Here is a 19,922-nt window from a genome sequence, read left to right as displayed (position 1 = left end):
GCATGCAACGGCTCGGACGGGGCCTCGGCGTGGGTACACGCCTGCTATCACGTCAAAATAATCGAAAAGGAAGACGCACCATGAAGCGATTTCTCGTCACCGCCATGACGTTGGCTGCAGCGGCGGCATGTTCGGCCGCTGCATCGTCAACGAACTATGCGGTTCTGGATAGTTACGTACTCGGCGGTGCAGGCAAGTGGGACTACCTGACGCTCGATAGCGCCGCACAGCGCCTCTATATCGCGCGCGGGAATCGTGTGATGGTGATGGATGCGCAAACAGGCAAGCTCGTCGGCGAAGTGACAGGAGCAAACGGCGCACATCGCATTGTCATCCTGCCCGATCAGCACCAGGGATATGTCACAAACGGTCACGCCAACAGCGTGATGCCGTTCGATCTGGCAACGCTCAAGCCGCTTCCCGCCATTGCCATCAGCGGTAAGGGGCCGGATGCGATGCTCTTTGACCAGGCGACTGCGAAGCTTTGGACCTTCAACGGCCACAGCAACAGCGCCAGCATGATCGACCCGATATCCAAAAAGGAAACCGGCACCGTCGCACTGCCCGGCAAACCGGAATTTGCAGTGACCGACGATAGCGGTCGCATTTACGTCAATCTTGAAGACACTGCGCAAATCGCCGAAGTCGATGCAAAAGCGGGCAAGGTGTTGGCAACGTGGCCGCTTGCGCCGTGTGAAGGCCCGACAGGGCTGGCCATCGACGTGACGCACAAGCGGCTCTTCTCAGTCTGCGCCAATCGGAAGATGGTTGTGCTGGATGCGACGGACGGTCATCACGTATCGGTACAAACTATCGGTAGCGATCCGGATGCGGCCGGTTACGATGCGGGAACGTCTAGCGTCTTCAGCTCCAATGCGGATGGCACGTTGACGATCATTCACCAGGATGATGCCGATCGTTATGCGATCGTCGCCAATCTCGCCACGGCTGCGGGTGCGCGAACGCTGGCGGTGGATACCGGTACGCATCGCGTTTATCTGGCGGCACCGGATGTCGCCGCTGGTGCAAAAGCAGCACAAGGTACGTTTGGCGTGCTAGTCGTCGGTACGCATTGAGACGAAATGAGTCGCGGAGATCAACGCTTATGGTGATGTTTAGGCATTGGGGTGCTCGCGCGCTTTACGTCGTTGTGATCGCGGCGTTTGGAGTATTCGGGAATGCGGCAGCATCCGCGCCAGCGGATGGCGATCTTCAGATGGTGATTGTGCTCAGCCGTCATGGCGTGCGATCGCCCACCGCAAAACCGGGCGCACTGGATGTCTATTCATTCAAGCCGTGGCCCAAGTGGCCCGTAGACCCGGGCTATCTCACGCCGCATGGCAAGCAATTGATGACGATGATGGGTGGCTGGTATCGCGCCTATTACGCAGATGCTGGGTTGTTGCCTGCGAATGGGTGCCTGAATTCAGCGTCGATCTACGTGACGGCTGACGACGAAGAGCGCACGCTGGAATCGGCGCGCGGTCTTGCGGATGGCTTCGATACCCATTGTGCGCTGGATGTTCATGCGTCCATGAAGAGCGGGCCTGATGCGCTTTTCTCGCATGATTTTTCAAACGCGAGCGATGCAGATCGAAATCTGGCGGCGGCGGCGGTCCTCGGTCGCATCGGCAACGACTCTGCTCATCTGGCAGCGGCTAACGCAGGATTACTGGCCGACATGCAAAGTGTGTTGCTCGGTTGTGCGCCTGGCAGCTGCACGGCGGCACAAACGACGGGCAAGAAAATGTTGATGGATCAGAATTCTTCCATCGCACCGTCAAATGCCGACGGCTTGATAAGCATCAAGTCTCCGTTGCACGTCGCTTCGACATTCGCGGAAAACTTCTTTCTCGAATACGTCGAAGGCATGCCCATGTCCGACGTGGCGTGGGGAAACATCACGCCTACCAAGCTTGGACAACTGCTCACCTTGCATTCCAGCTACAGCGATATAAGCGAGCGTACGCCGGTGGTGGCAAGAGCTTATGCTGGAAATCTGGCAACGCGCATTGCGGCTACTCTCCAGCAAGGTGCGGGATCAAAGCCCGTGGCCGGAGCGATCGGCAAACCGGGTACGAAGTTCATGTTCCTGGTGGGGCACGATACGAATATCGAGACATTGGCCGGCTTGCTCGATATGCACTGGATGTTATCGGAGCAACCTGTCGATCCGACATTCACGGGTGGCGCGCTGGTGTTCGAGCTGCGTCGCGCTGCCATGACAAATGAATACACTGTGCGCGCGTTTTACGTCAGTCAAAGTCTGGAGCAGATGCGCCAAAGCACGCCGTTGGACCTGCAACATTCGCCGGAGAAAGCTGCTGTTTTTATTCCGGGCTGCAGTCAGTCAACACCGGGATACGACTGTCCGCTCGATCGCTTCGTTAGTCTGGTAAGTCGCGTCACGTCAACGAGCACCCATTGATCGGTACCAACGTGCAAGGCGGCTCGTGCTGGCAGGCGGGGTTGCTCGCTGGCGCGAGCCGCAATTCAACCTTGCGTCATATCAAGGCGAATAGTTGGCTGACGTTTCACGCTGTTCGCTTAGCAGCGGTGTGACAACTTTATCGAGCTGTTCCTGCGTCCACTCCGGCTCTTTGTCTTTCCAGCCGTTATCGACCAGTCGTCCTTCGCGATCGATGGTGAAGCTCACCGGGAGATGCCAGATGCGGCCGTAACCGGGCACGTGCGGATCGCCCAGCAATCCCACCGGGAAACTCAGGTTGCTTGCAACGGCGCGTACTTGATCGACCTGATCGGGCGTATCGAGACTGAAAGCGAGTACGACGAGACCATCTTTGGCGTGCTCGCGTGCGTAGTGCGAAAGCAGCGGCAATTCCTCGCGGCACGGATCGCACCATGTCGCCCAGAACGTAACGATGACGACTTTGCCGCGCAGATCCGTCAAGTCGATGTGCTTGCCGTCCAGCGTCGTCATCGTGATCGGCGGAGCAGGCTGCCCGACGGCCAGATCGTTTGCGTACAGCGATGTGCTGGCAAGTGCTATCGCCAAAGCAACAAGCAGGTATCGCAATGTGTGGATGGGCTGTCTGAACATCGTGAAAAGCTCTATGAGTTTTTGGACGACGTTGCCGCCTAAACGGCAACGTCCATTGTAACGCGTCGATTGCGGTGGGTCAGAGCTTCATGCTCACGCCCACCGTTCCGGTCCAGCCTGGAAACAGCTGATATCCCTGCAAATGGCTGTAAATCGGCACCTGCACGAAGGCATAAACCTGTAAATTCTTGCTCAGGCTGCCGCTGATGCCGGGGCTGAGATACGCCACGGTGCCCTCGGTATCGGGTCTGTCGGCCAGAAAGCCCTGGTCCGCCATTTTGTGAAGCCAGTTGATCTGAAGCTGTGGCACCCAGTTGGCGTGTGCCTCGTAACGCACACCAAAACTGACGGTAGCCAGATTGCCCGGGCGATAATCCGCGCCTGGCGTATCCAGATTCTCTTTCACGGCAGCCTGGAATTGCCCGTTCACGAACGCATCGAAATTCTGGCTCACAGGCTGAAAGTAGTAGCCGCCTACGATCAGATCGGTGCTACCCGTGCCAGCCTGCAAACTGGTGTCGAGCGATTGTCCGAGATTGGGTCCGGTGTTGAAGGTCACCGGATGGCCGACCAGATTTCCGTCTTCTGCCTGACCACCGTAGTTGCCTGTCGGAAGCTTCACGCCAAATTGCACACCCAGATTGTGCGTGGGCAGAAAACCCTGATAACTGGCGAGGATCTTTGCATCGCCAATACCCGAGACATGCGCGCCGCTGATCTGATCGGGTGCCGTTTCGGAGGGTGTGTACGGCGCAAGCTGCGTGCCGTATGTCTCGTGGTCGCGCATGACATAGGGCACGAGAAACGTCACGCCCCAATCCGCGTTGAAGCGATACGTAGCCGATACGTTGATGTAGCGATTGATGGTGTCCTTCTCGATTTCACCGCCGCCGAGCGATGGGTCGGATGGCCGATTGACCACCTGTTGCGGCGTCGCTCTGCTACTGCCGGTACGCAGCTGATCCTGATTGATGAAGGTGTAATCGATATTGATGCGCCAGCCGGATGCGGCGGAATAACCGGTCGCGGCGTCGGTGCTCAAGGTGCAACCGCATGTCGCACAGGCGTGTGCGGCTTGTGGAAGCAGGCCGATGGCGGACAAACCCATGATGGCCGCGATCGTGGGGATTGAGCGAGAAACTTTAGAGCATCGGGACGACGAACATCCCGCAGAGCACTTGCATCGTGTAACAAACATGTCCAACCGATTCATGGCGCGCATGAACACAAACTCCAGAATTGGTAGCGCTCCATCGATATGGATCGCTCGCCAAGCGCATTAGGACGGCCTATCGCCAAGAACGCGCGCCATGGCGCCAAAGGCCACGCGCGGCAAGAACTCGCACAGATAGATGCCGAGATGAAAACGACAAACAGTCACGGCGAATGCGCCGCGGTGTGTGCGTCAGGCTGTCGGCGTGAGAGAAGGTGGCCCGCGCGGATCGGCACTTAGCTGCGGCGTTTCAGACCTGTCGGCTGGAAGTGCAACAACCGGAGCGGCGACATTCGGCGCTGCCGGCACGACATGGACGATGACGTTTGCGGTAAGGAGTGGCGTGTGGCTCAGCAGAACGCAGTAACCGCAACGCTCCGTCGGATCGGCAGGCGTACCGGGTGCATCAGGATGGCGCGTCGATGCCTGATGATCGTGATAAGGACAGGACGCATCCATGCCGGGCATCGCGCCCGTCATCGGCATGACCCGCGAAATCGCGGGCATCACGACAATAAGCGCCATGGCCAGCATTGCCAGCCACGCGACATACAGACGTGAAGTCCTCAGACGAACCACAACCTTTCCCGGCCATGCGGGCATACCCGCAACGCCGATCTTACCAGTTCGTCAGGCGGCAGGCGCGGTCAATGTGGCCATACGTCGCGAGTGCGGGGAGACTGCAGGCTCAATCGGACAGGTTTAGTCAGATATGGCGAGCACGCACGCATCGCCGCCGTAACTGCAGCAACCAAGCGGAAAGGTCGAGAGACTGCTCGAGGTGAGAATGGGACCAAGCAATCCTTCCAGATAGCCGATGAAAAACTGGCAGCTGGAGCGACCGCCTTCCTTGCACAACGGACTGTTGCGAATGCGCAGCTGTCCGCCGACGTATTCGACTTCCGCCAGCGCGCGCAACGCAGGTATGCCGATGCGCTCCATCGCTTCCTCCAGGCCGAGTTTCGCGCTGGGTCGGTAATCGCGTTCAAATACCCACGCGCCGGTGCGCTGGCCCGCCAGCTGCAGCGACGATTCGCGCGCGCCCGGCGCCACGGAGCTTTCCAATGAATGCAGGCAATGGAAAATCTGTGGATAGCCGTTCAACAACTTCGGCACGATTTTTTCGACAGCGTCTTCATCCGGACCCAGCGGAATCACTTCGACATACGGATCGACAACCACCGGAGCGGCTGCCGGTGCCGACGCGCGCGGTGTGTAGAAGACGAATTCCGGCTCGGCTTCTTCTTGCGGTGCAGCCGCCGCCACGACCACGGGAGCCGCTTCCGGCTTGACCCTTTCAGGTACGGAAGGAAGAACAGGCGTGTCGGCAAAAAGTTTTGCCACCGACGTGGCACGTGGTGCCGGAGCAGCCGCGGATGCCATCGCAGCGTGCGACATGTCAGGCGCTACCGTTGCGACAGCCGCGATCGTCTCGGCCGCGGCAACTGCAGGGATAGCAGGTTGTTTGGGCGCTGCAGCCGCTGCCGCTACGGCAACCGTTTCGGCGACGGGTACGGGTGCCGGCGCAACCGGTGGCCGCGCAAATTTGACCGCTGCTGCGTAGTGCGGCTTCGATGAGCCGTCTTCGAACGGATACGTGTGGAAGCTGATAAGACGCTCATTCGCATCCAGCGCGGCTTCGAGCGCACGCTGTTTGCGCTCCGGTCCGCGCACGACCATGGTCAGCAAGATGCCGTTGACGTCCTGCGTCAGACGTTGACGCTGCAAGGTAAAACCACTGGCGACGACGGACCTGCCGACGTCAATAAGTAGGCCCTCTCGCGACTCTGAGAGACCCTGAATTTCCAGCTCGATCATCAGGCCCCCCTGTCTTCGATGCTGGTGAGATAAGTTGTCCTTACTACGATGAACATTCTAGACGAGAAAAACTGTGATGCATTTCTTAACCTGAGAAACTCGTGCACGATCTTTCGTATTTGGGGCATGATTCGTGCTTGAAAAAAGTGCGTGGTGCGTCACTCATGACGCTGATGTGAGAGCACGATCACGACGTATGTCGACACAGCTGGTCCTTCCCGACGACAACGCGACAGCCATCTGCTTATAAGTCGACGAGTAATACTACTTGTCCTCAAACTGACGTTTGCTGTCTGTGATCTCGGCCACCGTTCGATCTGTACCTTCGGCGATGTCACTGCGAATGTGAGGATGAGGTGATGCGTCGGGTGAGCCGTCGTTACGGTTTGCGAATCTTTGCAGGCAGCGGCATGGCGAAGCCTGAAAACGAATTCCTGCCGTGCCAGCGCTTCCTCCGAAAAGAAATTGCCGAGGGCGTTTCTGTTCAAGTGCGCTCGCGAAGGAAGGCATTCTCCGGTTTTGACCGATACCAGCGCCACGGCTGAAAGCGCAGCCCCCGTTCCTAAGTCTTTGAACGCCAAGGTTACGCCGCCCGATTCGGGCTGTATTCACCTGCAGGACATCCAGCGCAAGGGAAACTTCGCAGTCTTAAATGAAGGATTGGCTGTGCCGCACCGTTACACCCACGAACGCTTCCGCTGGCGCACTGGCTGGCGCTCAGCCATCGGTTATGCGGCCATGCTGCTGCTGGCATGTGTAGGTCCGGCACACGCCGTGAGTGCGAGTAATAACGTGCTGCAGGGACAGGCCTCGGGTGCGCTATCCATCCAGGTCAACGATGATCGCCTGACGCTCCAGGTAACGAAGGTGCCGCAGGTTTACATCTACGGCACCATCGATGCGAATGCGCCAAGTCGCTTCGACGCCTTGGTGAAGTCGGGCAAGATTCCGAACGGTTCGGACATCTATTTGAATTCGATAGGCGGAGACATAAGCGCCGGCATCGCGCTCGGCAGGTTGTTCCGATCCACTTCGATGGTGACGCATCTGGGTACGCCAAGGCCGAAACTTCGCTCGGCATCGTCCGTCGTCAAAACCGCGGTCTGCTCCGATGCATGTGCATATGCCTATCTGGGCGGTGTTTATCGCTGGGCGCCTGCGGGCAGCGATCGCATCGGATTTCCCATGCATTACATCGCCGATCCCAAACCCGGCGACGCAAATCAGACAGCGCAGGCGCCAGACCAGGTAGCATCCTATTTGCAGGACATGGACATCAACGCCAAAGTGCTCGCGCAATCGTCGTCGTCGACAAGCAACGGCGAAGTCTGGTTGAACGCCGATCAGATGCTGGCGACAGGACTTGCCAACAACGGCCGTCTTTTTCTCAGGGCAACGTATCGACTCGAGTCCGGCGCGCCTTTCCTGGAACTCAAGCAGACCGACCGCAACGGCGAGCACCGCATCACGATGCTTTGCAAGCGCGGCAACATCGAACTTGCTGCCTACAGCACCGTGGGCGCGGTTCAGGCCAGACAGATCGTTTCGCATGGCGTTCGTTCCTACTTCGAGCTCAATCAGAAAGAACTTTTGCCGGCACAGACGACGAGTCTGACGCTCGATAACGACACCGTGGTTCTCAATCGCACGTATCCGGCCAACCAGCTCACGAACATCGTGCGCGCGCAAGCACTCGGTGCCTGGGTGGCTGATCGCAACAGTGCATTCCGCTACGGTTTTGCGTACGAAGTCACCGGCGTCAAGGAATCGCTGCAGCGGTTCTACGACAATTGCTGGATCTATGCGCCATGGGCGGATAACAAAGAGGCCCCGTAAGAGCGCATGCTGCGTTGTTCACGCGCTGCCTGCATTCTTTCGCGAATCGGAAGACTGAATCCCGTACGATAGGTCTTCGCTCGTGCAGGCGACACGCTTAAAGTGACTCCCACTCGCACGAAGTAGTAGGAGATAAAGCGTATGGCGACGAACCACTCCCATCGTTTGCTCGCTCGGCTCGGTATTACCGTGCCCATCATCCAGGCGCCGATGGCGGGCACATCCTCGCCTGCCATGGCAGCAGCCGTTAGTGAAAGCGGTGGCTTGGGTTCGCTCGGCGTCGGTGCGATGAACGCCGCCAAGGCCCGCGAAGCAATTCATCAGTTTCGCAAAGAAAGCACCGGGCCGCTCAACATCAACGTATTTACTCACCGGCCTGCACGCGCAAACACGCAGAAAGAATTGGCGTGGCTTGAACGTCTGCGTCCACAGTTCGAGCGCATGGGCGCTGTACCGCCCGATGCCTTGCACGAGATCTACACGTCGTTCCTCAGCGACGCCGACATGCTCGACATGCTCGTTGAAGAAAAGCCCAAAGCAGTGAGCTTTCATTTTGGTCTGCCGACGCGGCCACAGATTGAAGCGTTGCACCATGCAGGTATCGTGCTGCTAGCCACCGCGACCAATCTTGAAGAAGCGAAGGCCATCGAGGCGGCGGGTATCGATGCCATCGTCGCGCAAGGTTATGAAGCAGGTGGTCATCGCGGCATGTTCGATCCGGATGTGGAAGACAGTCGGCTCGGAACGCTCGCGCTGACGCGGGTGCTGGTGCAGGAAGTCGATCTTCCGGTGATTGCCGCCGGCGGCATCATGGATGGCGCAGGTATTGCGGCAGTGTTGTCGCTAGGCGCAAGTGCTGCACAAATGGGAACGGCGTTCGTCGCGACCGATGAATCGTTGGCGGACGCGGGCTACCGCAAGCTGCTTTTCAGCGATGCGGCACGCCACACGATCATGACGCGCGCCATTTCCGGACGTCCCGCGCGCAGTCTCGCCAACGACTTTACGCGACTGGGCAGCAGCGTGTCAGACGACAGCATTCCCGACTACCCCATTGCCTATGACGCGGGCAAATCGTTGAATGCCGCAGGCAAGGCAGCCGGGCAGACCGGCTACGGCGCGCAATGGGCGGGTCAGGGCGCACCGCTCGCACGTGCGCTATCCGCGCACGCATTGATGCAAGCCTTGAAAAACGAGCTGGATCAGGCGCTGTCATAAATCGCCGGCAATGTAAGGCAGTGCCGAAGACGGGGAGGGTTGGGACATAAAGATCCCAGCTCTCATTTTGCATTGGCAAATCGAAGGTCCAGAATAAGGCGATCCGCATTGACGCCGGACGGCAGCGAACGGAGCATGCTTTATGGATCGCATTGACGCCATGAAAGTCTTCGTCGCGGCACTCGACGAAGGCAGCCTTGCCGGTGCCAGCCGCAAAACAGGCCGCTCCGCGGCAGCAGTGAGCCGAGCCATCGCATTTCTCGAAGCACATGTGGGCGTGCCGCTGCTTCACCGAACCACACGATCCATCAAGCTGAGCGAAGCGGGCGAGCGCTATGCGCTGGCATGCCGAAAAGTACTGCAGGACCTGGAAGAAGCCGACAGACAGGCGGCAGGCGAACGATCCGTACCGCGCGGCACCTTGACCATCACTGCGCCCGTCGTCGCCGGCGTTGAATTCTTGCGGGCCATTGTCGACGACTTCATGGAAGAGTATCCGACGGTCACTATACGTCTGTATCTGCTCGACCGGCCCGTCAACCTGATCGACGAAGGTATCGATATCGCACTGCGCATTTCGCACCTCGCCGATTCGACGCTCGTCGCACATCATGTCGGTGACGTTCGACGCGTCGTGGCAGCATCGCCACGCTATCTATCGAAGCATCCGCGTATCGTGGAACCCGCGGATCTGGGCAAGCACCAGATCATTGCCATGACACACTTTGGCTTGGAATCGTGGAGTTTTCCTCCCGTGGCGGGTTCATCCATTCCGCGCGCCGTATCGTTTACGCCCCGATTCGTCGTCAATAGCGTTCGTGCCGCCGCATCGTCGGCAGTCGATGCTCATGGTGTAACACGCCTGTTTTCGTATCACATCGCGACGGAAATCAAGGAGGGTTTGCTGCGCGTGATCCTTGCGGATGCGGAGCAAGGTCCTATCCCTGTGCATCTTGTCTCACCGTACGGTCGCCTATCGGTGCCCAAAGTACGCGCTTTTGTGGATTTCGCCCTCCCACGTCTGCGCGCGCAATTTGCGTGCTTCGCAAAGGACGCATCGAAATAATTTCTCAGGGGATTCTGCCGCTACGCGGAAGAATGTCTACCGAACAGCAGGGATTCGCTTCGGTGCTCTAGAGGCCTAGATTACGCGCTGTCGGTGCCGCCAACGTGTTCGGCATCACAACGACAATCCCCTTTCCCTTCGAGAGATAAACATCATGAACAGTCCACGAAAAGTTGCCATTATTACGGGTGCTTCGCAAGGTATCGGCGCAGGTCTCGTCAAGGCTTTCCGCGATCGCGATTACCGCGTCATCGCCAACTCCCGTTCCATCAAGCCCTCGAGCGATCCCGATGTGGTGACGGTGCCTGGCGATATCGGAGACCGCGCCGTTGCCGAGCGCATCGTGAAGGAAGCGATGCAGCGTTTCGGCCGCGTCGACACGTTGGTCAACAATGCAGGCAACTTTATCGCCAAGCCGTTTACCGCCTTCACGGTGGACGACTACGTCAAGACACTGGCCACCAATCTCGATGGCTTCTTCCACATCACGCAAGCCGCAATCGCCGAGATGGAAAAGCAGGGCAGTGGCCACGTCGTGAACATCACCACGACGCTCGCCGAACACGCGGTGGATGGTGTGCCGTCAGTGCTCGCTTCTCTCACCAAGGGCGGCCTCAATGCTGCGACCAAATCGCTGGCCATCGAATATGCCAAGCGAGGCATTCGCGTCAACGCGGTGTCGCCCGGCATCATCAAGACGCCGATGCATGGCGCGGAAACACACGCCGCGCTGGCCGGCTTGCATCCGGTCAATCGCATGGGTGAGATCAGCGACATCGTGCAAGCCATTCTCTATCTCGAATCTGCCGGCTTCGTGACGGGTGAAATCCTGCATGTCGATGGCGGTCAGAGTGCGGGTCACTAATAACGTCACTGTGTAGTAAGGAGATCGATCATGCCTGTCGTCACCATCCAGATTACGCGCGAAGGTTCGGGTCCAGGTCGCGATGCAACGACCAAGGAAGAAAAGGCCGCACTTATCAAAGGTGCCAGCCAACTGATGTTGGACGTGCTCAACAAACCGCTCAATTCCACCTTTGTCGTGATCGAGGAAGTCGACACCGACAACTGGGGATGGGAGGGCATGAGCATTACCGAGTATCGAAAGCTACAACGCGCTGGAAAGAAGTAAGAAAGAAGTAAGCATATGGGCTGCGCGGTAATCCGCGCAGCCCACGTTCGCGAACACAGCATCGAGAAGGTAGATGTATGTCGGTGCAAGCCAATGCAGGTGTGTACAAGGTGGACAATAAACCGGCTCGTGCCAGTTATGCCGAGCGCAACACGGCTCACTGGCGGCGCAACCTGATCGTGTGCGTATTCGGCTCATTCACCACACTGGTGAGCCTGAGCATGCTGTTGCCATTTCTGCCCCTATACGTACAGCAGCTTGGCGTGACGTCGTCGTCGTCGGTTATCCAATGGTCCGGCGTGGCGTTCGGGGCGACATTTTTTGGTACGGCCATTACCGCACCCATGTGGGGACATCTGGCAGATCGTTATGGCCGCAAACCCATGCTGGTGCGCGCGGCAATTGGGATGGCGATCGTGATGTCACTGATCGGCGTGGCGCACAGCGTGGTCGAACTTGTTGTCCTGCGATTCATTGCCGGACTCGTGGGTGGCTACGCATCGGCATCCATCGTGATGATCGGCACACAGGCACCGCGGGATCGCGCGGGTTGGGCGTTGGGCGTTTTATCTACGGGCGCACTGACAGGTAACCTAGTTGGCCCGTTGGTTGGCGGATTTCTGCCGGCATGGGTGGGCATTCGCGGTACGTTCTTTGTCGGTGGCGCGATGATTGCAGTCGCCGCCGCCGCAGCCACCATCTTTCTGATTCGGGAAGACTTCGATCGCCAGTCGGATGCGAAACGTCACGTTACGTTGAATGCAGAAAAGCAGTCGACGTCGAACGGGTCGATTCTATTTGCGCTGCTTGTCACCGCGATGATGGTGCTTCTGGCCAACATGTCCATCGAGCCCATCATCACGGTCTATATCGGTCAATTGGATGTGCCCACGAATCACCTCGCGCGCATCGCAGGCATCGTCATGGCGGCTTCCGCATTAGGCAGCATGCTGACCGCTGCGAAGCTCGGCGCACTTGCGGACCGTATCGGCAGCTGGAACGTTATTATCGGCTGTCTTATTGCGACGGGCCTGGCCATGGTGCCGCAGGCATTCGTGACGCAATGGTGGCAATTGGCCATCTTGCGCGTGTTGATGGGGATGACGATTGCTGGTTTGCTTCCCGCCATCGCCAAGCTCGTGCGCCACTCCGTCAGCGAAAATAAGACGGGTAAAACACTGGGCTATTTGCAGTCAGCGCAATTCAGCGGACAAGTCATCGGGCCACTGATCGGCGGCCAGATCGGCGCGCGCGTGGGTTTGCACGAGGTCTTCTTTGTTACAGGATCGCTACTGATCCTGTGTGCTGTCGTGAATCAGTGGGCAAAGTCCCGTCAAACCAAAGCGCAGCAGTTACGCGATGTCGGACAGCTCGCGTAAGCGTTCTACCGAAGCGCTATAGTTAATCTCAAGCCGTGAGAGCATCGCTGGCGACTATCGGAAGCATGTAACGAAAAAAGGGAGGTTTCTGCACATGCTCAGCACACTCGCGATTGCCAACTATCGTTCGTTGCGCTCGATAACGTTGCCGCTCGGACGTTTGAATGTCATCACAGGCGCCAACGGCAGCGGAAAGTCGAACCTGTATCGCGCATTGCGGTTGCTGGCGGAGACGGCGCAGGGCAATGTCGTCGGCGCGTTGGCTCGCGAGGGCGGCCTGCTCTCGACGCTGTGGGCCGGTCCAGAACACATAACGCAGCGCACGCAACGCGGGGAGGTGCCCATACAGGGTACCGCTCGGCAAGAACCCGCCGCACTCAAGCTCGGATTCGCTGGCGAGGATTTCGGTTACGCGATCGATTTCGGATTTCCGCCACCACCCAAAGACTTTCCGACGGCCTTCCGGTTTGATCCGGAAATCAAATGCGAGTCGATCTGGGCAGGCCCGTTTCTGCGGCTGCAAAACACGCTGGTGGAGCGGCGTGGAGCTATGGCGCGCGTTCGGGATGGACGCAGCTGGCGAGTTATCGCCGAACATCTCAGCGTTTTCGAAAGCATCTTCTCGCAAATGGCCGATCCGGAGCGCGCTCCGGAAGTCATGGCGTTGCGCGAGTCCATACGGGGCTGGCGCTTCTACGATCACTTTCGTTCGGATGCGGATGCGCCGGCGCGTTTGTCGCAACTAGGCACGCGCACGCCCGTACTGAGTCACGATGGGCGCGATTTCGCCGCTGCATGGCAAACCATCCGTGAGATTGGCGACGATCAGTCGCTTAACGCGTCGGTGCAAGATGCTTTCCCCGGCGCAAAAGTCGAAGTGATCGCCGATGGCGGTCGCTTCAGTCTTTACTTCAGTCAACATGGACTGTTGAGACCGCTGTCCACGGCCGAGCTATCCGACGGTACGTTGCGCTATCTCTTGTGGATCGCCGCACTCCACACGCCACGGCCACCGCCGCTGATGGTCTTGAATGAGCCTGAAACAAGTCTGCATCCGGATCTCTTGCCCGCGCTGGCGCGATTGATCGTGCACGCCTCAAAGCGCAGTCAGATCTGGGTGATATCCCATGCGCCGCGATTGATCGCCGATCTGGAAAGTTCTCCGGACTGCAACACCATCCAGTTGGAAAAAAACTTGAGTCAAACAGAAGTGGCTGGTTTAGGTATGTTGGACGAACCGGCGTGGCATTGGCCGGAAAGGTGACGGCTCATCCGCGTCAGTGACCCGCCGCCGGAGGCAAACGGGTAAAGCTGCCGGTGACGCCCGGAAATACCACCGGACTTTCATATCCATCGCTGGAGATGGATGACACGCCGAAGAACCAGTCGTCGATGACGACGTCCTTGATGACGGCCTGCGTCGCATCGCCTGCATCGCGGTTGTATTGCCATTGCGGTGCGGTGGTGTCGCGCCAATAGACACGATAGCCCGCGGCGCCCGGAATCTTTTTCCAGTGAACCGTGGTGTCGGTGGCGACAGCGCCTTCGATGGACACATCCGTGGGCGGGGCGGGCGCACGGCTCAATTGCGCCATCGTCAGCGTATTGAGTGCTGTTACACGGGCGAGATAACGGAAGTCGATATTGTCCAGCGTGTCGCCGTAGTGCACGCCGTTTTCAACGCGCACGTCCTGATGTTGATGGGTGTAGTCCTCGTGACCTTCCGTAAGGCGTACGGCGGGAAAGCCTGCTTCCAGCATGGGGACCTGATCGCCACCGCGGCCGAAGCGGTCGGTGCGGTAGACCATGCGAACGTGGAAGTCGGGCAGGTACGTGTCGGCGATGGTAGCCATCGTACGCGCGAGATTTCGCGAGGGCGAATCGACTTCACCGCCGTGATAGCTGCGCAGTTTCGCCTGCGCAGCCGTTTCGGTGCTGCGTGTTCCTTCGGAAAAGACACGCACGGTTGTGCTGTCGGTCACGCCGTTCATGCCGCGGCTGTTTCCGATAATGTCGTTATTGAGCTGCGCTTCGACCTGCCAGTTATGCGCCACGGCGTAATCGGCAAGCAATTTGCCGCCATAAAGTCCCTGTTCTTCGCCGGAAAGCACGGCAAACACCAATGTGGCGTGATTGCCCTGTTTCGAGAGCAGTCTTGCTGCCTCGATGACCGCCGCAACGCCAGAGCCATCGTCGTCGGCGCCCGGCGCATCGCTGTGACTGTTCATTACATCGGTTACACGCGAATCAAGATGACCACTGATGACGATGACGCGATCCGGATCGGTATCGCCGCGTTTGATCGCAAACACATCCATAATTTCGACGGGTGTCTTGATGCGCTCGCCCGTCACCATTTGCGTTGGCGTTTCTACATCAAGACAGCCATTGCAATCGTGCGAGATGGCATCAAAACGCGATTTCACCCAGCGACGCGCGGCACCGATGCCGCGTGTGTCGGAGGTCGTGTCGGACAGGGTGTGCCGCGTACCAAAACCGACGAGTTTCGTGATGGTCGCGCGCAACTGGGCTTGATCGGGTGCCGAGGCCAATTCAAGCAATGCTGGTTGTTCGTGCGGCGCCACGATTGTTTCATCGGCATGAATGCCGCAGGTAAAACTCACGAGTGCCAACAGCGATAGCAGGGTGCGGCGCATGGGTCATCTCACCTGAAGGGTCAACCGCAAGCTTATACAGTGACTTAGAAGCGCGGTACAACAATGCAAACAGGAATGAATTGCATAACGCCTCGCCATCGCAAGCTTATGCGAAGTGTCCGTTACAGCGATTGTTATAACGTCACCCACACTCCCAAAAAGCGGGAGTAAAATACACGCACCCAAGGTCAACCGACCCGCCAACATGATTCGCATCTTTCAGTGTCCTGCTCGTTACGACGTGCCGCGAAAGACAGCCACGAACACGCGCCCCCTCTAGCAGGGACAAATTCCCGACATCCTTCCCACGTCTGAGTCCATGAGGACTTCGCGAGCGTACGCGCTCGGGGTCATTGCCATGCGCACCTTCAATCATGCGTTTTTCGTACTAAGCGGCGAAGCGCGGTCGCCAGGGTTCCGCGCGCGTCTGGATAGCAGCGCGCCAGACAGCTAACGCCGCACACAGTCAGAACGAACCGACTACGTATCGGCCGTCGATCGCCGGTCGAAGGCGAACTGCGTCCAAAAACAACGGGGGAACTCGCAAGAGTCGTCTTTATGACCTAACTCCAATCGACTTTTATCTCGGCCCTGACTTTCGGTCAGGCACTTTTTCCATCAGGGACAGAAAGAAATGATCATTCTTATTGCAGTAGCCGTAAGCATCGTCGTGCTGTTGTTACTGACCTACATGTCCAACGCCATCGTTTACATCCCCAACGATCGCGTCGGTATTGTGGAAAGGTTGTGGGGTGCCTCGTCGTTGACCCATGGCCTGATTGCATTGAATGGCGAAGTAGGTTTCCAGCCGCAGGTCGTTCGCGGTGGCATTCATTACTTCTTTCCATTCCAGTATCGCGTGCACAAGGTCGATCTCGTGACGATTCCGCAAGGAGAGATCGGTTACATCTTTGCGCGTGACGGCCGTGAACTGACGGATGGCCAGGCGCTCGGCGTGTTGGTCGATGCGGGCATCGAAGACGTTTCGGCGTTCCTCAAGGCCGGTGGTCAGAAAGGTCCGCAACGCGCGATCGTCCGCGAAGGTACGCATGCGATCAACGTTGCGCAGTTCGTCATCATCACCGCTTCGCGCGTGCATGGCTTGTTGTTGTCAGATGAGGAGAAAAACACGATCGATCATATGGGTCAGGTGTTGCGCGACCGGAATGGCTTCACGCCTGTGGTGATCGGCGGCGTTGCGTCGCGCGTCGTTCAGGCCGAGAAGTCCGATCAAGTGGACGACAACGCGAGCGACGTTCTCGGCGTTGTGACGATTCACGACGGCCCGGTACTCGCGCCGGATGAAATCGTCGCACCGCGCGTCGGTGACGATGCCAATGACAGGGCCACGTTCCACAACAACTTCCAAAACATCAACGCATTCCTGCGTGCCGGAGGCCGTCGTGGCCGTCAGCATCAGGTGTTGGTGGAAGGTACGTACTACATCAACCGCTTGTTCGCCACGGTGGAGTTCATTCGCAAGACAGTCGTTCCGGTGGGCAGTGTCGGCGTCGTAGTTTCGTATTTTGGCAAGGCGGGTGCCGACCGCTCAGGCGATGGTTACTCGCACGGCGAACTCGTCGACAACGGTTGCCGCGGTGTGTGGAAAGAACCATTGCTGCCGGGCAAGTACGCCTTCAATACCTACGCCGGCAAGATCATGTTGGTACCGACCACCAACTTCATTTTGAAATGGTCGAAGGAGGTCACCAATTCGCACAAATATGACGAGAACCTTTCCGAAGTCGCGCTGATCACCAAGGATGCATTCGAACCGCTGATGCCGTTGTCGGTGGTCGTACACATCGATTACCGCAAGGCGCCCCTGGTCGTGCAACGTTTCGGCGATATCAAGCGCCTGGTCGATCAGACGCTCGACCCGATGGTCTCTGCGTACTTCAAGAACACGGGACAGACCAAGACATTGATCGAGCTTCTGCAAGAACGTTCGACGATTCAGGAAAAGGCGAGCGTGGATATGCAGGGACGCTTTGCCGCTTACAACCTTGAGCTTCAGGAGGTGCTGATTGGTACGCCGCATGGCAATACGGGTGACGCATCGGGTCAGCGCATCGACACGATCCTCAACCAGCTGCGCGATCGCCAGGTCGCCAAAGAACAAATGGAAACCTATGACCAACAGCAACAGGCAGCCGTGAAGGAACGGACCTTGCGCGAGGCGCAAGCAACGACGCAAATCCAGACGGAACTCACTAAGTCCGAAATCAACGTGAAGATCAAGACGAACGAAGGCGATGCAGCCATCGCTGTGGCGTCCAAAGATGCCCAGGTGATCAACATCAACGCCGAAGCCGAACGCAAGCGCCAGATCGCAGTAGGCGAAGGTAAGGCGGCGGCAACCGAGTCCGTGGGTAAGGCCGAAGCCAATGCCATTCGGGCAAAAGCTGAGGCACTGACGGGCGAGGGTGCCCGCATGCAGATCATCAACGATCTTGGCAAGCAGTTTGCCGATGCGTTGCGTGAAGGCCAGATCGCCATCGTTCCGAAGATTGCGCTGGGTGCGGAGGGTGGCAATGCGCTTTCGACGCTTGCGCAACTGGCCAACGCTTTTATGGCCGAGAAACTTGAGTCGGGTGCGACGGCTCTTACTGCTCCTACAAGCACGGCGGGTAATGCGGATCGCCTCTAGCAACGAACAAGGAAGCCGTACTCACAGGGAGTGAATCACAAGGAAGTGGCACCGCGCTCCAAAAGGGCGCGGTTTTTTTATCTCCGCGTCATTGCGACGGCGGCATCCGGATTCCGACGCCACCGCCATACGACTTTCAAACGGCCGCTTCCTCAAAAACACGACGTGCAATGGAAAGCGCCGTGCTGGCGGTCGGCCATCCCGAATAAAAGGCGAGATGCGTAATGACCTCGATCAATTCATCGCGGGTAACGCCGTTCTCGAGCGCCTTCTTCAGATGGAAAGGAAGTTCGTTGACGCGATAGAGCGAGATAAGGCTTGAAACGGTAATCAAACTGCGGTCGCGTGGCGATAACCCCGGACGTTGCCACACATCACCGAACAGAACATTGTCGGTGATGTCGGCCAGAGCAGGTGCAATATCGCCAAACGCCTTGTGCGCCGTCGAAGGTGTGTCAGCCATTACATCGTCTCCACGGCTCAGCGATCGACCAACTGCTGCATGCGTTCCGTATAACGCTCGCCTTGCACCGTCACAGCAGACAGCGCACCGTCGATATCGTGAAGATCGCTTGTCGTCAGCTCGACGTTCGCTGCGCCAAGATTTTCTTCAAGACGAGACAACTTTGTGGTTCCCGGAATCGGCACGATCCATGGCTTTTGTGCAAGCAGCCAAGCCAGGGCAATCTGCGCACGTGTCACATGCTTCTGCTCCGCGATACGCCCGATCACATCAACCAGCGATTGATTGGCCTTCAGAGCGTCCGGGGCGAAACGTGGGGCGTTGTGGCGGAAGTCGTTGGCGCCGAACTTCGTGTCCGCGTTGATAGCGCCGGTCAGGAACCCGCGGCCGAGCGGGCTGAAAGGAACGAAGCCAATGCCAAGTTCTTCGAGCACCGGCAGTATTTCCTCTTCAGGCTCACGCCACCACAGCGAATATTCGCTCTGCAGTGCCGTCACCGGTTGGACCGCGTGCGCGCGCCGAATAGTTCGCACGCCGGCCTCGGACAAGCCGAAGTGTTTGACCTTGCCTTCCTTGATCAGATCCTTCACCGCACCGGCCACGTCTTCGATCGGAACGTTCGGATCGACGCGGTGTTGATACAGCAGATCGATGTGGTCTGTCCTCAGACGTTTCAGCGCGGCTTCCGTTACCTCACGAATATGCGCCGGGCTGCTATCCAGACCCACCTGCTTTCCTTCGGAATCGAGTTTGAAGCCGAACTTCGTTGCGATCACCAGGTTTTTGCGGAACGGTGCGAGCGCTTCGCCAACGAGATCTTCATTCGTATAGGGGCCGTAGACCTCGGCGGTGTCGAAGAACGTGACGCCGCGATCTACCGCCGCGTGCAGAAGCGAGATCGCTTCCTGCTTCTCCGTGGCCGGACCGTATGCATAGCTCAAGCCCATGCAACCCAAACCCATGGCCGATACTTCCAGACCGCTCTTTCCAAGGGTGCGCTTCTTCATGACGTTCGCCTTCAAAATGATTGGAACAAGGACATGGCGTGTCGCTTGCGCGAGGCGCCAGGGGGAGTACACACCTTAGCGCTATGGGAGCATTGAATTAAGTAGGGTAAAGCGCATGAACCTATGAATAGTATTCATGAATGCGAGAGATGGGTGGGCGGCGACAAAACCTTCAACCGCGATATTTCAGCGCTTCGACCAGTACATTCAGAGCAGGCGAATGCTGTCGACGATTCGGATAGTAGAGATGGTAGCCGGGGAAGGGAGGGCACCACGCCTCGAGCACTCTCTTGAGACGCCCTTTTGCGACATGCGTTTGCACAACATCTTCCGGTATCCATGCCAGCCCCATGCCGGCCAACACAGCCTTTTCGATTTGCGAATTGTTACCCAAGACCAGTTGTCCATCGACACGCACTTTC

The 19,922-nt window shown here is 58.1% G+C and carries 19 protein-coding genes; 11 read left to right on the top strand and 8 right to left on the bottom strand.

What is annotated here, in order from left to right:
• The first annotated feature begins 80 nt into the window (after nt 1–80).
• Nucleotides 81–1,076, top strand: a complete 996-nt coding sequence (locus VK725_RS18205) for a YncE family protein (RefSeq protein WP_325319479.1) — start codon at nt 81–83, stop codon at nt 1,074–1,076.
• 29 nt (nt 1,077–1,105) lie between these two features.
• Nucleotides 1,106–2,428, top strand: coding sequence for a histidine-type phosphatase (locus tag VK725_RS18200; RefSeq protein ID WP_325319478.1), 1,323 nt, complete (start codon nt 1,106–1,108; stop codon nt 2,426–2,428).
• Between the two features lie 81 nt (nt 2,429–2,509).
• On the opposite strand, the gene VK725_RS18195 is transcribed toward VK725_RS18200, so the two are convergent.
• From VK725_RS18195 to VK725_RS18180, 4 genes are all read right to left on the bottom strand, one after another.
• Nucleotides 2,510–3,061, bottom strand: coding sequence for a TlpA disulfide reductase family protein (locus tag VK725_RS18195; protein ID WP_325319477.1), 552 nt, complete (start codon nt 3,059–3,061; stop codon nt 2,510–2,512).
• A gap of 79 nt (nt 3,062–3,140) precedes the next feature.
• Nucleotides 3,141–4,169 carry a transporter gene (locus VK725_RS18190; RefSeq protein WP_325319476.1) on the bottom strand — a complete coding sequence of 343 codons (1,029 nt, stop codon included), beginning with the start codon at nt 4,167–4,169 and terminating at the stop codon, nt 3,141–3,143.
• Between the two features lie 297 nt (nt 4,170–4,466).
• Complete coding sequence (locus VK725_RS18185; protein WP_325319475.1) at nt 4,467–4,853, bottom strand: DUF2946 domain-containing protein; 387 nt, start codon at nt 4,851–4,853, stop codon at nt 4,467–4,469.
• Nucleotides 4,854–4,976: 123 nt separating this feature from the next.
• Nucleotides 4,977–6,092, bottom strand: coding sequence for a hypothetical protein (locus VK725_RS18180; protein ID WP_325319474.1), 1,116 nt, complete (start codon nt 6,090–6,092; stop codon nt 4,977–4,979).
• Nucleotides 6,093–6,451: 359 nt separating this feature from the next.
• On the opposite strand from VK725_RS18180, the gene VK725_RS18175 reads away from it, so the two are divergent.
• From VK725_RS18175 to VK725_RS18140, 8 genes are all read left to right on the top strand, one after another.
• The gene (locus tag VK725_RS18175) at nt 6,452–6,637 is read left to right on the top strand and encodes a hypothetical protein (RefSeq protein ID WP_325319473.1); all 186 of its coding nucleotides are present in this window, start codon (nt 6,452–6,454) and stop codon (nt 6,635–6,637) included.
• Between the two features lie 25 nt (nt 6,638–6,662).
• Nucleotides 6,663–7,928 (top strand): hypothetical protein, encoded by a 1,266-nt coding sequence (locus VK725_RS18170; RefSeq protein WP_325319472.1) that lies wholly within the window; start codon nt 6,663–6,665, stop codon nt 7,926–7,928.
• A 141-nt stretch (nt 7,929–8,069) separates the two neighbouring features.
• Nucleotides 8,070–9,146: a nitronate monooxygenase gene (locus VK725_RS18165; protein WP_325319471.1), complete on the top strand. Its 1,077-nt coding sequence runs from the start codon at nt 8,070–8,072 to the stop codon at nt 9,144–9,146.
• Nucleotides 9,147–9,288: 142 nt separating this feature from the next.
• On the top strand, nt 9,289–10,212 hold the full coding sequence (locus VK725_RS18160) for a LysR family transcriptional regulator (protein ID WP_325319470.1): 924 nt from the start codon (nt 9,289–9,291) through the stop codon (nt 10,210–10,212).
• Between the two features lie 154 nt (nt 10,213–10,366).
• Entirely contained in the window at nt 10,367–11,077 is a 711-nt protein-coding gene (locus VK725_RS18155; protein WP_325319469.1) for an SDR family NAD(P)-dependent oxidoreductase, read from the top strand.
• A gap of 30 nt (nt 11,078–11,107) precedes the next feature.
• The gene (locus VK725_RS18150; protein WP_325319468.1) at nt 11,108–11,344 is read left to right on the top strand and encodes a 4-oxalocrotonate tautomerase family protein; all 237 of its coding nucleotides are present in this window, start codon (nt 11,108–11,110) and stop codon (nt 11,342–11,344) included.
• A gap of 77 nt (nt 11,345–11,421) precedes the next feature.
• Nucleotides 11,422–12,723 (top strand): MFS transporter, encoded by a 1,302-nt coding sequence (locus tag VK725_RS18145; RefSeq protein WP_325319467.1) that lies wholly within the window; start codon nt 11,422–11,424, stop codon nt 12,721–12,723.
• A 94-nt stretch (nt 12,724–12,817) separates the two neighbouring features.
• A complete protein-coding gene (locus VK725_RS18140; protein ID WP_325319466.1) occupies nt 12,818–13,987 on the top strand; it encodes an AAA family ATPase in 1,170 nt (389 codons plus the stop codon).
• Between the two features lie 13 nt (nt 13,988–14,000).
• Here the strand turns inward: VK725_RS18140 and VK725_RS18135 are convergent, their stop codons facing one another.
• Complete coding sequence (locus VK725_RS18135) at nt 14,001–15,380, bottom strand: M28 family metallopeptidase (protein ID WP_325319465.1); 1,380 nt, start codon at nt 15,378–15,380, stop codon at nt 14,001–14,003.
• Nucleotides 15,381–16,014: 634 nt separating this feature from the next.
• Between VK725_RS18135 and VK725_RS18130 the strand changes: the two genes are divergently transcribed.
• Nucleotides 16,015–18,030 carry an SPFH domain-containing protein gene (locus VK725_RS18130; protein ID WP_325319464.1) on the top strand — a complete coding sequence of 672 codons (2,016 nt, stop codon included), beginning with the start codon at nt 16,015–16,017 and terminating at the stop codon, nt 18,028–18,030.
• Nucleotides 18,031–18,166: 136 nt separating this feature from the next.
• Here the strand turns inward: VK725_RS18130 and VK725_RS18125 are convergent, their stop codons facing one another.
• The 3 genes from VK725_RS18125 to VK725_RS18115 form a co-directional block, all read right to left on the bottom strand.
• Entirely contained in the window at nt 18,167–18,493 is a 327-nt protein-coding gene (locus VK725_RS18125; RefSeq protein WP_325319463.1) for a carboxymuconolactone decarboxylase family protein, read from the bottom strand.
• A 17-nt stretch (nt 18,494–18,510) separates the two neighbouring features.
• Nucleotides 18,511–19,500 (bottom strand): aldo/keto reductase, encoded by a 990-nt coding sequence (locus VK725_RS18120; RefSeq protein WP_325319462.1) that lies wholly within the window; start codon nt 19,498–19,500, stop codon nt 18,511–18,513.
• 172 nt (nt 19,501–19,672) lie between these two features.
• Nucleotides 19,673–19,922, bottom strand: a 250-nt coding sequence (locus VK725_RS18115) for a LysR substrate-binding domain-containing protein (protein WP_325319461.1), incomplete at its 5' end; no start/stop codon positions are given.

The organism is Dyella sp. (assembly GCF_035486915.1).
Taxonomy (GTDB): Bacteria; Pseudomonadota; Gammaproteobacteria; order Xanthomonadales; family Rhodanobacteraceae; genus Dyella_B.
Note: the sequence above shows the minus strand (reverse complement) of the source record. Positions and strands in the feature narration are given on the sequence as shown.

Coding starts and splice junctions, on each gene's coding strand:
- VK725_RS18180 (WP_325319474.1), bottom strand. CDS start 6,092: ATGATCGAGCTGGAAATTCAGGGTCTCTCAGAGTCGCGAGAGGGCCTA.
- VK725_RS18155 (WP_325319469.1), top strand. CDS start 10,367: ATGAACAGTCCACGAAAAGTTGCCATTATTACGGGTGCTTCGCAAGGT.
- VK725_RS18135 (WP_325319465.1), bottom strand. CDS start 15,380: ATGCGCCGCACCCTGCTATCGCTGTTGGCACTCGTGAGTTTTACCTGC.
- VK725_RS18120 (WP_325319462.1), bottom strand. CDS start 19,500: ATGAAGAAGCGCACCCTTGGAAAGAGCGGTCTGGAAGTATCGGCCATG.
- VK725_RS18125 (WP_325319463.1), bottom strand. CDS start 18,493: ATGGCTGACACACCTTCGACGGCGCACAAGGCGTTTGGCGATATTGCA.
- VK725_RS18195 (WP_325319477.1), bottom strand. CDS start 3,061: ATGTTCAGACAGCCCATCCACACATTGCGATACCTGCTTGTTGCTTTG.
- VK725_RS18190 (WP_325319476.1), bottom strand. CDS start 4,169: ATGGGTTTGTCCGCCATCGGCCTGCTTCCACAAGCCGCACACGCCTGT.
- VK725_RS18130 (WP_325319464.1), top strand. CDS start 16,015: ATGATCATTCTTATTGCAGTAGCCGTAAGCATCGTCGTGCTGTTGTTA.
- VK725_RS18205 (WP_325319479.1), top strand. CDS start 81: ATGAAGCGATTTCTCGTCACCGCCATGACGTTGGCTGCAGCGGCGGCA.
- VK725_RS18175 (WP_325319473.1), top strand. CDS start 6,452: ATGCGTCGGGTGAGCCGTCGTTACGGTTTGCGAATCTTTGCAGGCAGC.
- VK725_RS18150 (WP_325319468.1), top strand. CDS start 11,108: ATGCCTGTCGTCACCATCCAGATTACGCGCGAAGGTTCGGGTCCAGGT.
- VK725_RS18140 (WP_325319466.1), top strand. CDS start 12,818: ATGCTCAGCACACTCGCGATTGCCAACTATCGTTCGTTGCGCTCGATA.
- VK725_RS18165 (WP_325319471.1), top strand. CDS start 8,070: ATGGCGACGAACCACTCCCATCGTTTGCTCGCTCGGCTCGGTATTACC.
- VK725_RS18160 (WP_325319470.1), top strand. CDS start 9,289: ATGGATCGCATTGACGCCATGAAAGTCTTCGTCGCGGCACTCGACGAA.
- VK725_RS18200 (WP_325319478.1), top strand. CDS start 1,106: ATGGTGATGTTTAGGCATTGGGGTGCTCGCGCGCTTTACGTCGTTGTG.
- VK725_RS18145 (WP_325319467.1), top strand. CDS start 11,422: ATGTCGGTGCAAGCCAATGCAGGTGTGTACAAGGTGGACAATAAACCG.